Here is a 15,819-nt window from a genome sequence, read left to right on the forward strand (position 1 = left end):
ATATCTTGAGATATGTGTATAGGAGGTACAAATGAAGAAATTAGTATTATTAACTCTAGCAGCTACAGTTGTGGCAGGTAGTGCATTTGCAGCGGCACCTGTAACAAAAATTAGCGACGGTTCCACTAAAGTACAAGCTGATTATGCATTTAAACAACATGTATCTAAAGGTGGCGGCAATAGCAACGACGGTTTCGGTGTTTCTTTGCAACACGATCTTTCCAATAAAACTGCTGTTCAATATTCTTATGATAAATTGAATGCAAAAAATGGCGACATTAAAGATCATCAATTAGCATTAGTTTATAAAGTGCATCCAAACGTAAACGTTTATGGTGCTGGTACTGCAATTCGTACAAATGATACAGAATTAGGTTTCCAAGCTGGTGTTATTGGTCATGTGCCATTGACAGAAAAAGTAAACGGCTTTGCTAAAGCTGGTTGGGGTAACGATATTAAACAAACTTACCAAGTAGGTGCTCAATATGAAGTTCGCCCTGATGTAGACTTGAACGTATACTATGGCTATGATAAATATAGCGTAAACAGCAACGATAAAACTGCAAAAGGTTTACACGCTGGTGTAGGCTACTCCTTCTAAGGATATCAAAGACCACTCTAATGAGTGGTCTTTTTTTGTTTATAAATACTAGCATATGATTTATAAAAATATTTTATATAGGATATTGTATATATCCTATATACCTTAGCTTTTTTATAATTCAGATTGTAATTAGTATTTTTTCTTATGTATACAATATATTTTTAAATACTCATTGTATAATTAAATAAGTTTAGGTATGATAAATATGTAATAATTCATTTTAGATAGGATGGTGCAAGTTATGACAAGTGTTGCTGCAAAGCATGCAAAAGGGAAAAAACTTAAAGATGTAATCTTTGTAACTGCTGGCCAAGCCCAAGCTGATGCTAAAGAAAATGGTCGCGAGAACGTTGTTAATGGTACATTAGGTGCGATTTATGATGAAGATGGTAAATTAGTATTCCTTAAAACCGTTAAGGACGAATATTTAAGTCTTCCAGATTCTGAACATATTGGTTATGCTCCGATTGCAGGTGTACCTGAGTTCCTTGCTGCTGCAGAGGCGGAATGCTTTGGACAATCTCGTCCAGAAGGTCATATCCGTAGTATTGCTACTACAGGTGGTACAGGCGGTATTCATCACTTAGTTCATAACTATACAGAACCTGGTGATGAGGTGTTGACTGCTGATTGGTACTGGGGTGCCTATCGTATACTTTGTAGCGATGTAGGTCGTACACTTGTTACCTATTCTTTATTTGATGAACATAATAACTTTAACCATGAAGCGTTCCAAAATCGTGTAAATGAATTAGCTGCGAAACAAACAAATGTTGTAATTTTGTTTAATACACCTGGTAATAACCCAACAGGTTACTCTATTGAGGACAAAGATTGGGAATCTATCCTTAACTTCTTGAAAGAACTCGTTGCTATAGGCCGTAATAATGTAATCATTGGCATTGATGTTGCATACCTTGATTATTCTGGTGAAAAAGAAGAGGTTCGTGCATTCTTTAGTAAATTCAGTCATTTGCCAAAAGAAATCCTTACATGTGTTTGCTATAGCTTGTCTAAAGGCTTCACTATGTATGGGCAACGTGTAGGTGCCTTGATTGGTATTTCTGATGATGAAGAAATTGCTGATGAATTCTTAGAAATCAACAAATCTACAAGCCGTGCTACATGGTCTAATATATGCCGGCCTGCAATGCGTACAATGGCAAATATTGTAGCTGATCCAGCTAAGTTTAAAGCTTATGAAGATGAACGTAATTGCTATTATCAATTGATTCGCGATCGTGCTGATATATTTAAACAAGAAGCAGCCCGAGTTGGTCTTCCTATGTTGCCATATCGCGGTGGTTTCTTTATTACGATTCCTACAGATTCTGCTAATGCTATCTGTGAAGAGTTGAAAAAAGAACATATCTATGTTATCGCTTTAGCTAACGGTATTCGCATAGCTGCTTGTGGTATTCCTAAATTCCAAATGACAGGACTAGCTGAAAAAATTTATAATGCTATGAAACGACTCGGCAAATTATAATAGATAATTAAAACTTATACAAAAAGCCACTTGATACTTGTATCAAGTGGCTTTTTGCTATATTAGTGAATATCTTTATGTTCTTTAATGTCTTTGTCAGCTTGTTTAGCCAAGTTTTCGAGCGCTTGTTTAGGAGCTGTACGTTCACCTGTTTCAGGATCCACGAATTCAACACGGTCCAATGTATCTGTGATTTGGCCTCGAATGAAGCTTAAGTAAATTTCATAAAGTTCTTTTTTTTCTGCTAATTCCTCTGGTGTGAGTTGTTGCCCAGATTTTTTCTTTGCTGCTAGTTCATTTATACGTTTTAATGTATCGTTAATATTGCTCATATTGACCTCCTGTATTCTATATTAGAATAACATGATTTATTATAACATAGAACTAAATGAATACGTATGGTAAGATATAAGTTGTACGCGTCTGTACTTTCACAAGTGAGAAAGGAGAGCTATATGCGTGTAACAAAAGCAATAAAGGCAGAGCAATTGAAATTATTGCAAGAGCATTATTTTGATGCAAAACCTGCCCTTGAGTATACAAATGAATTTGAATTATTAGTGGCAGTCGTATTATCTGCACAATGTACGGATGAGAGAGTTAATATCGTTACTAAACGGTTATTTCCTGAACTAAATCATCCGGCTAAGATGTTAGCAATTGGGGTTACCAAATTAGAAACTCTGATTAAGGACTGTGGCCTTTATAAATCTAAAGCCAAAAACTTGATTGCCACTTGTCAGATTCTAGTAGAACAATACAATGGGGAAGTGCCACGGGAGTTTGATCAACTCGTTGAATTACCTGGTGTAGGTCGTAAGACTGCAAATGTGCTAGTATCTGTATTATTTGGTACGCCAGCGATTGCTGTAGATACTCATGTATTCCGTGTGTCTAACCGATTAAAACTGGGTATTGCTAAAACACCAGAAGAGATGGAATTACAGTTGCAGAAGGCAATTCCTAAAGAGGATTGGTCGGCTGCTCATCACTGGTTGATTTATCATGGTCGTAAACTATGTAAGGCTCGTAAGCCATTATGTGAAGAATGTTTTTTAAATCACTTATGTCCTTCAGCTGGAAAGGTTTAATATGAAAGTAAATAACGAAGAATTTATTGCCCTTTGTGCTACTCATAGTATTGAAGGTATTGATATTGTAAATGAGTTAATGCGTTTTAAAGTGTTAGATCAATTGATTTCTAGTAATGCTAGCTCCCGTGAGTGGGGCGTTACGGCTGATGATTTGTATGCGTTAGCAGAAAAATCTACAGTAGAATCTTTTGGCCCTGTTCCATATGATTTGAATACATTCCAAGCTCTATATGGCCCTTCCTTTAGAGTCGAATTATTTGATTTTATTAGCGACACAGGTATTTTAGATGGTCTAGATGTTGGTACTATCTGGGAGACTCCTGTTCGTGAAAGTATAGAAGCCCATAGTCAAACGGGAGAACTCGTTCTTTATGCTTATGTAGAAGAATATGCAGGCATGATTGAAGAAATCCTTCAATCTTATGAAGATAAAAAAGTTGTGCTTTATACTGCATCTCCAGTATGCTATAGCATTTTGACACGTTTGTATCCGATGGCTCAAATTATTAATCAATGGCCTCATCGTAGCTATTTTGATCATATCTTTACAGGGACGGTTGGTATGTTCCAATCATCTGAAGATATTGTGGAAGAAGTGGCTAATGGTTTACATAATCTTGTTCCAGAAGGAACTGCACAATTATTCTTGCCTGCTACAATGGCACAAAACCAATTGGGCTTGAATAATATGGCATTGCAATTCTTTTTGAATCAAAAGCGTGTAGAAGCGATTCGTGAATGGACACCATTAGGGGCTTACGAAATTGTATATGGCAAATATGATGTTAAAAAAATGCGTGTTGGTCTACGTGAACGCGTAGGAGAAGAATGGAAAACGATTAACTATATTCCATTGCCTCATGGTGTGTTCGCTCAATTGCCAGTGTTTACCGTATTAAATTATGGCTTGTCTTTACGTTCTATTTTGCTACCAGGCGGTCAAACTGATGTAGCCTTAGGACAAGATGGTATTTACTGTATCGACAGCCGAGTTTCTGAATTAGGTCGTAATGCTCTTGTTGAAAATGGCGCTTATTTCCTTACATTTAAACGTCATGCCGATCATGTAGATGTAGATATTACTACAGAAGCACCAAAAGAGGACATTTATTGGATGTTCCCAGATGCTGAATTAGCCTATATGTGGTATGCATACTTCTGTAGCACTATTGGTCAAACATTGATTCAAGAAGTTTCCATGCTCGTTCAAACAGATGAGTCATTCGGTTATATGCTTAGCAGCGTACGCCGACGCGTATTAGATGTTAACGACGAGGCTCAACTAATCACATCTGTTCAAGCAGCTGATGAAGCGTATATCAAGGCTGTGACAGAAGCGACAGAGGATTGGAAATCTACAGTAGATGAATTAGGCGCTCAAGTTATGCCACCTACAACATCTATTGATATTGAAGATTATAGCGATTATAAAAACTAATTGTAAAAGTCCAATATTTAGTTTAAAATATATCGTATCCTAAAAAATATAAACTACTAAATATAGTAGGTATGAAACATACTACACGCATGTGTAAGAAAGGAGGATTCATGGCTGTTATTAATTTTGAAATCTTCAAAGTTATTGGTACTTTATCTGAAGATAAAGACGGTTGGAAAAAACAATTAACATGCACTAGCTGGGGCAAATATAATCCTAAGTTTGACCTTCGTGCTTGGGATAGTGAATATACAAGCATGAAAAAGGGTATTACCCTTTCTTTAGAGGAGCTCATCGCATTGCGTGACATCCTTAATGAAAGTGACTTAGAGACCATCCTAGCTGAGTCTATTGAAGAAAAACAAGCATCCAAGGAATAGTATTGGCAACTTGCATTTGTGCATATGTCATGCTATAATCTATAAGAATAATATTGATTGTCGGAAAGAGGTGTATAGAATGAAACAAGGTATTCATCCAGACTATAAAGAAGCTACAGTAACTTGCGGTTGTGGCAACACATTCAAAACTGGCTCTGTAAAAGAAGACCTTCGTGTAGACGTTTGCTCCAAATGCCATCCGTTCTTCACTGGTCAACAACGCGCAGCTCAAGCTCGTGGTCGTATTGAACAATTTAACAAACGTTACGGCAAATAATTTGTCATGTAATGTAGCATCTATTGGCAGGGCTATGGGCTCTGCCTCTATTTGTTTATGAGAGGAGCTCTTGTGAACACAGAACGTATTAAAAAGTTTGTCGGTGGACAAGCTGTGATCGAAGGTGTCATGATGAGGGGACCTGGTGTTACAGCAACAGCTGTACGAGAACCATCAGGAACCATTGTAGTTCAAAAAGAGCCTACAAAATCTATTGCTGACACATATCCAATTTTGAAAAAACCATTTCTTCGGGGCTGTGTAGCCCTCTATGAATCTCTAGTTATTGGCATGAAGGCATTGTCCTTCTCCGCTAAAGCCGCTGGCGATGAAGAGGAAGAAATGTCTAATAGTGAAATTGCCATTACTATGGTTATTTCCACCATATTTGCGATAGCTGTATTTTTGGCATTGCCTACCTTTATCGTAAAATTTATTCCTGGTGTACAGGATAATCATGTAGTATTAAATCTCATTGAAGGTGTCATTCGTTTAGTTCTTTTTCTACTCTACATTTGGGGTATTGGTCTTACGAAGGATATTCAACGAGTTTTCCAATATCATGGGGCAGAGCATAAAACAATTCATACCTATGAATTAGACTTGCCTCTTACTGTAGAAAACGTTCGTCAACAAAGTCGTTTACATGCTCGATGTGGTACAAACTTTTTACTCATCGTTATGGTAGTAAGTATCTTTGTATTTGCCTTTTTAGGTTGGCCTAATTTGTTGGAACGTATCGTAAGCCGCGTACTTCTTATGCCAGTAGTAGCAGGTATTGCGTACGAGGTTATTCGTCTTGCTGGTCGTAGTGAGCATTCCTTTGTGAAAGCTCTTATCAAACCAGGTCTTGCATTACAGTACATGACCACACGTGAACCAGAAGATGATCAAATTGAAGTTGCTATACGAGCTCTTGAAGAGGTTCGCCCTTCTGAGAGTGATGCATATGAAGAGGAATAAACATGTTAGTAGATAAATTACAAGTTATTGAAGATAAATTTATGGACCTGGAGCAGCGCATCAGTGACCCTGAAGTGATTGCGCGCCAAGATGAATGGCGTAAATTAACACGTCAACATGCTCAATTATCTGAAACAGTTGAAACATTCCGTACTTATAAAAAAGTATTAGCTGGTATTGATGAAGCTATGGAAGTTATTGAAGATAAATCCATGGATGAAGAATTCCGTGAAATGGCACAAGAGGAATTAAAAGAGCTAAAGCCTCAAAAAGAGGAATTAGAAGAGAAATTACAAATCCTTTTACTGCCTAAGGACCCTAATGATGATAAGAATATTATCATTGAAATTCGCGGTGGTGCCGGTGGTGATGAAGCGGCACTATTTGCAGGCGATTTGTTCCGTATGTACACAAAATATGCGGAAAGCCAAGGTTGGCGTTGTGAGATTATCGATGCCAATGAGCCTGAATTAGGTGGTTTTAAAGAGGTTATTTTCTCCGTAGATGGTGAAAATGTATACTCCAAGATGAAATTTGAATCTGGTGTACACCGTGTACAACGTGTACCTGCTACGGAAACACAAGGCCGTGTACATACATCTACCGTTACAGTAGCGGTATTGCCAGAAATGGAAGATGTTGATATTGAAGTTAATGAAAAAGACTTAAAAATCGACACCTATCGCGCGAGTGGTGCAGGCGGTCAGCATATCAATAAAACTGAGTCTGCTGTTCGTATTACTCACTTACCATCTGGTATCGTTGTAGCATGTCAAGATCAACGTTCTCAATTACAAAACCGTGAAAAAGCCATGCGCGTATTGCGTGCAAAATTGCAAGACCAAGCTGAGCAAGAGGCTATTTCTAGCATGGCAGCAGACCGTAAGAGCCAAGTTGGTACAGGTGACCGTAGTGAACGTATTCGTACTTATAACTATCCACAAGGTCGCGTAACAGATCATCGTATTAACTTAACATTGTATAAATTAGATGCTATTTTAAATGGCGATCTAGATGAAATCATTCAAGCCTTAAATGCTGCTGACCAAGCGGCAAAAATGCAGGAGGCTAATACAAATGCATAAGGAGATTTGGACAATCGGTCGTATTCTCCAGTGGACAGAGCAGTACTTTCAAAGCAAGGAGATGGATACACCTCGACTTGATGGGGAAGTACTGCTTTCTCACGTTTTAGGCAAGGATCGTATTTATCTATATACCCATTATGACCAACCGCTTATTCAAGAGGAACTCGATGCTTTCAGACCTCTCGTTCAAGAACGAGCTAAGGGGCATTGTGTAGCGGCTATTATTGGGGAAAAGGACTTTATGGGATTGACCTTTAAGGTTAATGATAAGGTATTGATTCCACGACCTGATACAGAAACGTTGATTGAGCATGTACTAGGCACGTATCAAAAGGATAGTAATATTCGTATCCTTGATGTATGTACGGGCCCTGGCACGATATTATTAAGTCTATTGCACTATTTGCCGAATGCGTGTGGCATGGGTATTGAAATATCTGCCGATGCTTTGTCATTGGCTAAGGTAAATAGTGAAAGATTTAACTTAAATGATCGTGTTCAATTGTTAGAGTCCGATATGTTTTCTGCCTTAGATGGTAAAAATGAACAGTTTGATATCATCGTATCAAATCCACCCTATATCCGTACTGGGGATGCTAAATTATTGTCTCAGGACGTATTAAATGAGCCCCATATTGCCTTATTTGGCGGTGAAGATGGACTTGATTTCTATCGTATTTTGGCTAAAACATGTGGCACATATTTAAAATCGCAAGGCCATATAGCCTTTGAAATAGGTTTTGATCAAGCTGAGGCTGTAAAGGCTTTATTAGAAGAAACAGGGCAGTACTCTAATATTCGATGTATTACTGACCTCGGCGGAAATGACCGCGTTGTAACAGCTGTATATGAGGGATAATATGGATACTCAAATTATTACAAATCCATCAGATCAAGAACTAGATATGCTTGCTCGCGCCTTGCGTAATGGCGAAATAGTGTCCATTCCTACAGAAACTGTATATGGACTTGGCGCTAATGGGCTTGATCCGGAGGCAATGGATAAAATCTACGCCGCTAAAGGTCGTCCATCCGATAATCCACTTATTTTACATGTTCCTAATAGTGAAAGTATAAAACCTTTAGTAACAGAGGTTTCAAATACGGCACAATTATTAATGGATACATTTTGGCCTGGTCCATTGACAATCACATTGCCTAAATCAGATTTAGTGCCAGATCGTGCTACAGGTGGCTTGCCTCGTGTGGCGTTACGTTGTCCTGATCATGCGATTTGTCGAGCCTTATTAGAGCGTACCGGTGTACCGGTAGCGGCTCCTAGTGCTAATATATCTGGTCGTCCAAGTCCGACAACGGCGCAAGATGTTTACCATGATATGAAGGGCCGTATTTCCTATATTTTAGATGCAGGACCATGTATGATAGGAGTAGAGTCTACTGTTGTAGAAGTACATGATGACAAGGTCATTATATTGAGACCAGGTGGAATAACAAAAGCACAACTTGAAGCTGTTGTATCTACGGTTGAGTATGATACTGCTCTCGTTAATGCTACAACTAAGCCTAAAGCTCCTGGTATGAAGTATACCCATTATGCTCCTGATGCACCTATGACAGTTGTTGTAGGTAGTCCAGAGCGGGTGGCAAGTACTTTTAAAGAGCTTTCAGAGGGGATAGAAGGTCCTATAGGTTGTTTAGTGAGTCATGAAACGTATAACCTTATGAAAGAGGATACACGCTTTATATTCCATTGTTTTGGCAACTATGGTGATGCCTTATCATTAGGCCATGACTTTTATAAAAGCCTATTATATTTTAATGAAAATCATGTTGCCTTAATCTTGGCAGAAGGTGTTGATGACGACGGTTTAGGTGTTGCCATTATGAACCGCATGGAAAAGGCCTCGAGTCATCATATCATTTATAAGTAAATTTACTGAAATAAAAATGTCCACTGATAATAGAAATATGTCTTTACATATTGGATGAATTTGCTATAATGTATAAAGTAATCACAAAATGTGATTAAGTAAGGATGTTATTATGAATATTTTATTTGTATGTACCGGTAATACTTGCCGTAGCCCTATGGCTGAAGGTATTACACGGGCTCTTGCAGCGGAGCAACATAAGGATGTGACGACTGTATCAGCTGGTCTATTTGCCGCCTATGGAGCAAAACCAACTGAACAAGCCGTGGAAGCCGTCCGTTCCATTGCAGATATTTCTGATCATGAATCGAGACCATTGACGATGGAGCTCGTGAATGCAGCAGATCTTATCATTGGTATGACGAAAGATCACAAATCTGTACTACTTCGCCAATTCCCGTTTGAGGAAGGTAAAATCAAAACGATTTCCGAGTGGGGTGGTCAAGATGGTGATGTTACAGACCCATATGGGGCTGATCAAATCGTATATAATCAATGTGCGGAACAAATTTATCACTTAGTAGAAACTGGTCTTACATCAGTGCCTCAGAAGGCGTAGGAGATGAAATTATGAAAGTTGCAATTGGTTGTGATCATGGCGGATTAAATTTAAAAGCATCCGTTAAGGAATTGTTAAATGCATTGGGACATGAAGTAGAGGATTTTGGTTGTCATACAGCTGATTCTTGCGACTATCCTGATATTGCTGTACCTGTAGCAAATGCAGTCGTATCTGGTCAAGCAGACAGAGGTATTTTGATTTGTGGTACTGGTATTGGTATCGGTATTGCAGCAAATAAGATTGCAGGTATTCGCGCTGCTCTTTGTCATGATACATTCTCTGCTCATGCATGTCGTGAACATAATGACGCTAATATTCTCACAATGGGAGAACGCGTTATTGGTCCAGGCCTAGCTAATGATATTGTTGCCATCTTTATGAAAACAGAGTTTGAAGGTGGCCGTCATGCACGCCGTGTAGAGAAAATTAAAACATTAGAGAAGTAATACATCATTACCTATATATATTCGTTTTGCACGAGGAGGATACTCATGAGTTTCTTAGAAAAACAAGACCCTAATATTCAAGCTGTTATCAATCAAGAATTAGCACGCCAACGCGATAAATTAGAAATGATCGCTTCTGAAAACTTTGTTTCTCAAGCCGTAATGGAAGCTCAAGGTAGCGTGTTAACTAACAAATATGCAGAAGGGTATCCTGGTAAACGTTATTATGGCGGCTGTGAAAATGTTGATGTTATCGAAACATTAGCTATTGAACGAGCAAAACGCTTGTTCGGTGCAGAACATGCCAACGTACAACCTCACTCTGGATCTCAAGCAAACTTTGGTGTGTATTTCGCATTATTACAACCAGGTGATACTATTGTAGGTATGAATTTGTCCCATGGGGGGCATTTAACTCATGGTTCTCCTGTTAACGTATCTGGTACATATTTCAATGTAGTACCTTACGGTGTAGATGCAGAAACTCAACAAATCGATTATGATGAGTTCCGTAAAATCGTTTTAGAAGCAAAACCTAAATTGATTATCGCTGGTGGTAGTGCTTATAGCCGTCAAATTGACTTCAAAAAAATGGCTGATGTAGCTCATGAAGTTGATGCTATCTTCATGGTAGATATGGCTCACTTTGCTGGCCTTGTAGCAGCAGGCTTACATCCAAATCCTGTAGAACATGCTGATATCGTTACTACAACAACTCATAAAACATTACGTGGTCCTCGTGGCGGTATGATTCTTTGCAAAGAAAAATATGCAAAAGCAATCGACAAAGCTATCTTCCCTGGCATTCAAGGTGGTCCTTTGATGCATGTTATCGCTGCTAAAGCTGTAGCATTTGGTGAAGCATTACAACCTGAGTTTAAAGTATATGCACAACAAGTTATCGATAATGCAAAAGCATTGGCTGCTGCATTGCAAGAAAAAGGCTTAACAATTGTTTCTGGCGGTACAGATACTCACGTTATGCTTGTAGATGTTCGCAATACTGGTTTAACAGGTAAAGAAGCAGAACACTTACTTGATGAAGTAGGTATTACATGTAATAAGAATACAATTCCATTTGACCCAGCTAGCCCATTTGTAACAAGTGGTATCCGTCTTGGTACACCAGCTCTTACAACTCGTGGCTTACAAGTAAAAGATATGCAAGAAATTGCAGATATCATTGCAACTGTTCTTAAAAATCCTGAAGACAAAGCAATTCATGAAGAAGCAAGCAAACGTGTGGCAGCACTTTGTGAAGCGTATCCTTTATACTAATCTATTAGATTAACTATAACAATTACATATTTGTAGTTCTATAAACCTATAAGTAGCATAAAAGGGGTGTGCCTAGGCACATCCCTTTTAATATTTTTATGGCATGATTTATTAATCTGTGATAGAGTAAATATGAATATTAAATGGATACCGATAGGGTATGTAAATTATTTATAGGAGGACAGTCATGAAAGTTAATGTTATGACACATCCATTGATTCAACACAAAGTTACATTGATGCGTGATGCAGAAACAGGCTCTAAGGATTTTAGAGAATTACTTGATGAGATTACTATGTTGATGGGTTATGAAATCACTCGTAACCTTCCATTAGAGGATGTAGAAGTACAAACACCTTTAACTAAAATGACTGGCAAACGTATTGCAGGTAAAAAATTGGGTATTATCCCAATTCTTCGTGCTGGCCTAGGTATGGTCAATGGTATGCTTAACTTGATTCCAACTGCAAAGGTTGGTCATATTGGCTTATACCGTGATCCAGAAACATTGAAACCTGTAGAATACTACTGCAAATTACCTACTGATGTAGGCGAACGCGACTTTATAGTAACAGATCCAATGTTAGCTACTGGTGGTAGTGCAGCAGCTGCTATTACATTGTTAAAGGAAAAAGGCGCTAAAAATATTAAGTTAATGTGTCTTGTTGCGGCTCCTGAAGGTGTGGAAGCAGTGAATAAAGAACATCCTGATGTTCCTATTTATGTAGCGGCCCTTGATGAAAAACTTAATGATCATGGTTACATCTTGCCTGGTTTAGGCGATGCTGGTGACCGTATCTTCGGTACAAAATAATATAATCATATAAAGCGACATAATTTAGGTACAAAGTTGTATAAAATATCTAAATTATGTCGTTTTCTCCTATAAAGTCTTGAATAAAATCTACATAGGGTATACAATACAGATGTAAAAGTATTTTTTTATTTTGGGTGGGACGAATTTTGTTCACATGGGACGAAAAACGATTCATACAATCCTAACGGGTAAAGGAGGGACCCGATGAACGAGTTTCTAATGATATGTGAACGTATTGTTCCTGAAATCGTTAGTGTATTAAAGGAGCGATACAAAATATTAAACCACCTAGTTTATGAAGAGCCTATAGGCCGTAGGACATTAGCTACTGCAACGGACCTTCCAGAGCGAACCGTACGAAGTCATATTGAGCTAATGCGTGCTAATGGTCTTGTAGACATTTATAAACCAGGAATTTTTCTCACTGATGAGGGACATGCAATTGTTCCAAAGTTGCGAAATTTTTTAAATGAATTAGATCGTATTAACGAGCTAGAACATCGATTGACTGAAGCGCTTCATATCGATAGGGTTATCATCACTCCCACAGAAGGAACGTTGATGGTTAAAAAGTTAGGTTTTGCAGCAGCAAAGCTATTACAGGAATTATTAGAGCCTGACTCTGTAGTTGCTATCAGTGGTGGCAGTACAATGGCTGCAGTAGCTGAAGAGATGCCTGTATTACCATTTAATCCTATTGTTGTACCTGCCCGTGGGGGCGTTGGTGAGGTAGTTGAATATCAAGCTAACGTAATTGCTTCAGTGCTGGCTGAACGACTTCGTGGGACCTATAAAATGCTCCATTTACCTGATGGGCTTTCACAAGACTCATTGCATATGCTCATGACTTGCGAACCTCAAATTAAGGAAATTGGGGATCTCATTAGTAGGACTGACGTACTGTTGTTTGGTATTGGTACAGCTATGCGCATGGCGGATCAGCGCCATATAGCTGATGATGTGCGTAAGCAGTTAGTAGATAATCATGCTGTTGGCGAAGCTCTTGGTCAATATTGCGATATAGATGGTAAGTTGATTTATTCCACTAATAATATTGGTTTATCTCTTCCAGATGTTGCAAAAATTCCAAATGTGATTGCTGTGGCTGGTGGACAAGATAAATCGAGTGCCATTATTGGTGTTATGAGAGCTTGTCAAAAAGGCATACTCATCATTGATGAGCAAGCTGCAGAAGGTATGCGTCAATTGTTACAAATTTCAGCGTTATAAGTGAAGTTAGTAGTTAAATATTTTGTTAGAATATTTTTGTTATTAGGAGGATCTAACAATGGCAGTAAAAGTTGGTATTAACGGTTTTGGTCGTATTGGTAAATGTGTAGTACGTGCAGCGATTAACAATCCTGACGTAGAGGTTGTAGCAATCAATGCTACTGGCGATAATGAAGGTACTGCATTATTGTTAAAATATGACTCTGTTCATGGCACAATTCCTAACGAAGTAACATTTGATGAAGAAAATATCTACGTTGATGGTAAAAAAATTCGCGTATTCCATGACCGCGATGCTTCTAAATTGCCTTGGTCTGAAGAAGGCGTTGAAATTGTTATGGAATGTACTGGTAAATATCGTGATGCAGAGGAAGCAAAAGTTCATTTGAATCAACCTACTGTAAAAAAAGTATTGATTTCTGCACCTGGTAAAAACGAAGACTTAACTATGGTTATGGGTGTTAACCAAGATATGTACGATCCTGCAAAACACCACATCATCTCCAATGCATCTTGCACAACAAACTGCTTGGCTCCATTTGCTAAAGTATTATGCGATGAATTCGGCATTAAACGCGGCATGATGACAACTATTCATTCCTATACTAATGACCAAAAAATTCTTGATGCACGTCATAAAGACCCTCGCCGTGCTCGTGCAGCAGCTATGTCTATCATTCCTACAACTACTGGTGCAGCAAAAGCTGTTGCTAAAGTATTGCCTCAATTAAAAGGTAAATTAGATGGTTTTGCATTGCGCGTTCCAACTCCAGACGTATCTGCTACAGATCTTGTTTGCGAACTTGAAAAACCTGCAACTAAAGAAGAAATCAATGAAGCATTCCGCAAAGCAGCTGCTGGCGAATTAAAAGGTATCTTAGGTGTATCTGATGTGCCATTAGTATCTTGTGACTTCAGCTCCGATCCACGTAGTTCCATTGTTGACGCTGATTTAACAATGGTTATGGATGGCAATATGGTAAAAGTTGTTTCTTGGTATGATAACGAATGGGGTTACTCCGAACGTCTTATCGACATGGCAGCATTCGTAGCAAGCAAAGGCTTATAATCGGGAGGCTTTGATGAAACTTACAATCGATGGTTTACAAGTAGACAACAAAACAGTATTTGTTCGTGTTGATTTTAATGTTCCTATGAAAGACGGTGTCATCACTGATGACACTCGTATTCGTAGTGCCTTACCTACTATCAATTATTTAATTGAAAAAGGGGCAAAGGTTATTCTTGCTTCTCACTTTGGTCGTCCAAAAGGGGAACGTAAACCGGAAATGTCTTTGGCACCATGTGCAAAACATTTATCTGAGCTTATCAATAAACCAGTAGCATTTGTAGATGACTGCATTGGCCCTAAGGTTGAAGAAGCTGTAAAAACATTACAACCAGGCGATGTATTGATGCTTGAAAACTTGCGTTACCATAATGAAGAAACTAAAAACGACCCTGAATTTGCTAAACAATTGGCATCTCTTGCTGATGTAGCAATTAACGATGCATTCGGTGTATCTCACCGAAATGCAGCATCCGTAGTTGGTATTGCTGACTATATCCCTATGGCAGCAGGCTTCTTGCTCAAAAAAGAAATTGATGCATTAAGTGCAGCTGTAGTACATCCAAAAACACCTATGGCAGCTATTATCGGCGGTGCTAAGGTAACAGATAAAATTTCTGTTATTTCAAACCTTTTGCCTAAAGTTGATGTAATGATCATCGGCGGTGGTATGGCAAATGCTTTCATTAAAGCACAAGGCTGCAACATTGGTAGCTCTTTATTTGAAGAAGGTCAAGAAGCTATTGCTACAGATCTTGTTATGGAAGCTCGCGTAGCAGGTGCTAAATTATTGACACCTATCGATGCTGTAGTAGCTGATGCTTTCAGCAATGACGCGAACACTAAAATCGTTGACGTTGAAAATATTGAAGATGGTTGGATGATTCTAGATATTGGTCCTAAAACACGGGAGCTCTATGTAGAAGCACTGGCGCCAATGAAGACTATTATTTGGAATGGTCCTATGGGCGTATTTGAAATGGAAAACTTTGCAGCTGGTACTAATGCAGTAGCAAAAGCTGTAGCTGAATCCGATGCGATGACTATCGTTGGTGGTGGCGACTCTGTAGCGGCTATTGAAAAAAGTGGCTTGGCAGACAAGATTAGCCATATCTCCACAGGTGGCGGTGCATCTTTGGAATTCTTAGAAGGTAAAATCCTACCAGGTATTGCTGCATTGTCTGAGGCATAA

18 protein-coding genes are annotated in these 15,819 nt (G+C 38.6%); 17 read left to right on the top strand and 1 reads right to left on the bottom strand.

Annotated elements, in window-relative coordinates:
• Positions 1-31 precede the first annotated feature (31 nt).
• Both MOQ65_RS01385 and MOQ65_RS01390 read left to right on the top strand, forming a co-directional pair.
• Positions 32-601 carry an outer membrane beta-barrel protein gene (locus tag MOQ65_RS01385; protein ID WP_024064722.1) on the top strand — a complete coding sequence of 190 codons (570 nt, stop codon included), beginning with the start codon at positions 32-34 and terminating at the stop codon, positions 599-601.
• Positions 602-845: 244 nt separating this feature from the next.
• A complete protein-coding gene (locus MOQ65_RS01390; protein ID WP_213467922.1) occupies positions 846-2,093 on the top strand; it encodes an aminotransferase class I/II-fold pyridoxal phosphate-dependent enzyme in 1,248 nt (415 codons plus the stop codon).
• Positions 2,094-2,155: 62 nt separating this feature from the next.
• Here the strand turns inward: MOQ65_RS01390 and MOQ65_RS01395 are convergent, their stop codons facing one another.
• Complete coding sequence (locus MOQ65_RS01395; RefSeq protein ID WP_257846432.1) at positions 2,156-2,425, bottom strand: DUF896 domain-containing protein; 270 nt, start codon at positions 2,423-2,425, stop codon at positions 2,156-2,158.
• A 123-nt stretch (positions 2,426-2,548) separates the two neighbouring features.
• Between MOQ65_RS01395 and nth the strand changes: the two genes are divergently transcribed.
• The 15 genes from nth to MOQ65_RS01470 all read left to right on the top strand — a co-directional run bounded on the left by nth (position 2,549) and on the right by MOQ65_RS01470 (position 15,819).
• Positions 2,549-3,184, top strand: a complete 636-nt coding sequence (nth, locus tag MOQ65_RS01400) for an endonuclease III (RefSeq protein WP_257846433.1) — start codon at positions 2,549-2,551, stop codon at positions 3,182-3,184.
• Position 3,185: 1 nt separating this feature from the next.
• Positions 3,186-4,625 carry a hypothetical protein gene (locus tag MOQ65_RS01405; RefSeq protein WP_257846434.1) on the top strand — a complete coding sequence of 480 codons (1,440 nt, stop codon included), beginning with the start codon at positions 3,186-3,188 and terminating at the stop codon, positions 4,623-4,625.
• A gap of 110 nt (positions 4,626-4,735) precedes the next feature.
• Complete coding sequence (locus MOQ65_RS01410) at positions 4,736-5,005, top strand: YdbC family protein (RefSeq protein WP_005386267.1); 270 nt, start codon at positions 4,736-4,738, stop codon at positions 5,003-5,005.
• A gap of 79 nt (positions 5,006-5,084) precedes the next feature.
• A complete protein-coding gene (gene rpmE / locus MOQ65_RS01415) occupies positions 5,085-5,282 on the top strand; it encodes a 50S ribosomal protein L31 (protein ID WP_004696185.1) in 198 nt (65 codons plus the stop codon).
• Between the two features lie 57 nt (positions 5,283-5,339).
• Positions 5,340-6,245, top strand: a complete 906-nt coding sequence (locus MOQ65_RS01420; RefSeq protein WP_257846702.1) for a DUF1385 domain-containing protein — start codon at positions 5,340-5,342, stop codon at positions 6,243-6,245.
• A gap of 2 nt (positions 6,246-6,247) precedes the next feature.
• Entirely contained in the window at positions 6,248-7,330 is a 1,083-nt protein-coding gene (gene prfA, locus MOQ65_RS01425) for a peptide chain release factor 1 (protein WP_105093892.1), read from the top strand.
• Positions 7,323-8,192, top strand: coding sequence for a peptide chain release factor N(5)-glutamine methyltransferase (gene prmC, locus MOQ65_RS01430; protein ID WP_155086718.1), 870 nt, complete (start codon positions 7,323-7,325; stop codon positions 8,190-8,192). Before prfA ends, prmC begins: the two co-directional genes overlap by 8 nt.
• 1 nt (position 8,193) lies before the next feature.
• Complete coding sequence (locus MOQ65_RS01435; RefSeq protein ID WP_257846435.1) at positions 8,194-9,225, top strand: L-threonylcarbamoyladenylate synthase; 1,032 nt, start codon at positions 8,194-8,196, stop codon at positions 9,223-9,225.
• Positions 9,226-9,337: 112 nt separating this feature from the next.
• Entirely contained in the window at positions 9,338-9,784 is a 447-nt protein-coding gene (locus MOQ65_RS01440) for a low molecular weight protein arginine phosphatase (RefSeq protein WP_257846436.1), read from the top strand.
• Between the two features lie 11 nt (positions 9,785-9,795).
• Positions 9,796-10,233 (top strand): ribose 5-phosphate isomerase B, encoded by a 438-nt coding sequence (gene rpiB / locus MOQ65_RS01445; protein WP_105093888.1) that lies wholly within the window; start codon positions 9,796-9,798, stop codon positions 10,231-10,233.
• 45 nt (positions 10,234-10,278) lie between these two features.
• On the top strand, positions 10,279-11,511 hold the full coding sequence (gene glyA / locus MOQ65_RS01450) for a serine hydroxymethyltransferase (RefSeq protein ID WP_257846437.1): 1,233 nt from the start codon (positions 10,279-10,281) through the stop codon (positions 11,509-11,511).
• 187 nt (positions 11,512-11,698) lie between these two features.
• On the top strand, positions 11,699-12,325 hold the full coding sequence (gene upp / locus MOQ65_RS01455; protein ID WP_119206192.1) for a uracil phosphoribosyltransferase: 627 nt from the start codon (positions 11,699-11,701) through the stop codon (positions 12,323-12,325).
• A gap of 207 nt (positions 12,326-12,532) precedes the next feature.
• Positions 12,533-13,558, top strand: a complete 1,026-nt coding sequence (locus MOQ65_RS01460; RefSeq protein ID WP_060924221.1) for a sugar-binding transcriptional regulator — start codon at positions 12,533-12,535, stop codon at positions 13,556-13,558.
• A gap of 58 nt (positions 13,559-13,616) precedes the next feature.
• Positions 13,617-14,627, top strand: a complete 1,011-nt coding sequence (gap, locus tag MOQ65_RS01465) for a type I glyceraldehyde-3-phosphate dehydrogenase (protein ID WP_155086713.1) — start codon at positions 13,617-13,619, stop codon at positions 14,625-14,627.
• 13 nt (positions 14,628-14,640) lie between these two features.
• The gene (locus MOQ65_RS01470) at positions 14,641-15,819 is read left to right on the top strand and encodes a phosphoglycerate kinase (RefSeq protein ID WP_257846438.1); all 1,179 of its coding nucleotides are present in this window, start codon (positions 14,641-14,643) and stop codon (positions 15,817-15,819) included.

This window comes from Veillonella faecalis, from assembly GCF_024677885.1.
Lineage (GTDB): Bacteria > Bacillota > Negativicutes > Veillonellales > Veillonellaceae > Veillonella > Veillonella nakazawae.

Bases quoted from the DNA above. Each gene is read 5' to 3' on its own strand.
- MOQ65_RS01435 (WP_257846435.1), top strand. From the start codon at position 8,194: ATGGATACTCAAATTATTACAAATCCATCAGATCAAGAACTAGATATG.
- MOQ65_RS01385 (WP_024064722.1), top strand. From the start codon at position 32: ATGAAGAAATTAGTATTATTAACTCTAGCAGCTACAGTTGTGGCAGGT.
- prmC (WP_155086718.1), top strand. From the start codon at position 7,323: ATGCATAAGGAGATTTGGACAATCGGTCGTATTCTCCAGTGGACAGAG.
- gap (WP_155086713.1), top strand. From the start codon at position 13,617: ATGGCAGTAAAAGTTGGTATTAACGGTTTTGGTCGTATTGGTAAATGT.
- upp (WP_119206192.1), top strand. From the start codon at position 11,699: ATGAAAGTTAATGTTATGACACATCCATTGATTCAACACAAAGTTACA.
- nth (WP_257846433.1), top strand. From the start codon at position 2,549: ATGCGTGTAACAAAAGCAATAAAGGCAGAGCAATTGAAATTATTGCAA.
- MOQ65_RS01395 (WP_257846432.1), bottom strand. From the start codon at position 2,425: ATGAGCAATATTAACGATACATTAAAACGTATAAATGAACTAGCAGCA.
- prfA (WP_105093892.1), top strand. From the start codon at position 6,248: ATGTTAGTAGATAAATTACAAGTTATTGAAGATAAATTTATGGACCTG.
- MOQ65_RS01390 (WP_213467922.1), top strand. From the start codon at position 846: ATGACAAGTGTTGCTGCAAAGCATGCAAAAGGGAAAAAACTTAAAGAT.
- rpmE (WP_004696185.1), top strand. From the start codon at position 5,085: ATGAAACAAGGTATTCATCCAGACTATAAAGAAGCTACAGTAACTTGC.
- glyA (WP_257846437.1), top strand. From the start codon at position 10,279: ATGAGTTTCTTAGAAAAACAAGACCCTAATATTCAAGCTGTTATCAAT.
- MOQ65_RS01470 (WP_257846438.1), top strand. From the start codon at position 14,641: ATGAAACTTACAATCGATGGTTTACAAGTAGACAACAAAACAGTATTT.
- MOQ65_RS01405 (WP_257846434.1), top strand. From the start codon at position 3,186: ATGAAAGTAAATAACGAAGAATTTATTGCCCTTTGTGCTACTCATAGT.
- MOQ65_RS01440 (WP_257846436.1), top strand. From the start codon at position 9,338: ATGAATATTTTATTTGTATGTACCGGTAATACTTGCCGTAGCCCTATG.
- MOQ65_RS01460 (WP_060924221.1), top strand. From the start codon at position 12,533: ATGAACGAGTTTCTAATGATATGTGAACGTATTGTTCCTGAAATCGTT.
- MOQ65_RS01420 (WP_257846702.1), top strand. From the start codon at position 5,340: ATGAGAGGAGCTCTTGTGAACACAGAACGTATTAAAAAGTTTGTCGGT.
- rpiB (WP_105093888.1), top strand. From the start codon at position 9,796: ATGAAAGTTGCAATTGGTTGTGATCATGGCGGATTAAATTTAAAAGCA.
- MOQ65_RS01410 (WP_005386267.1), top strand. From the start codon at position 4,736: ATGGCTGTTATTAATTTTGAAATCTTCAAAGTTATTGGTACTTTATCT.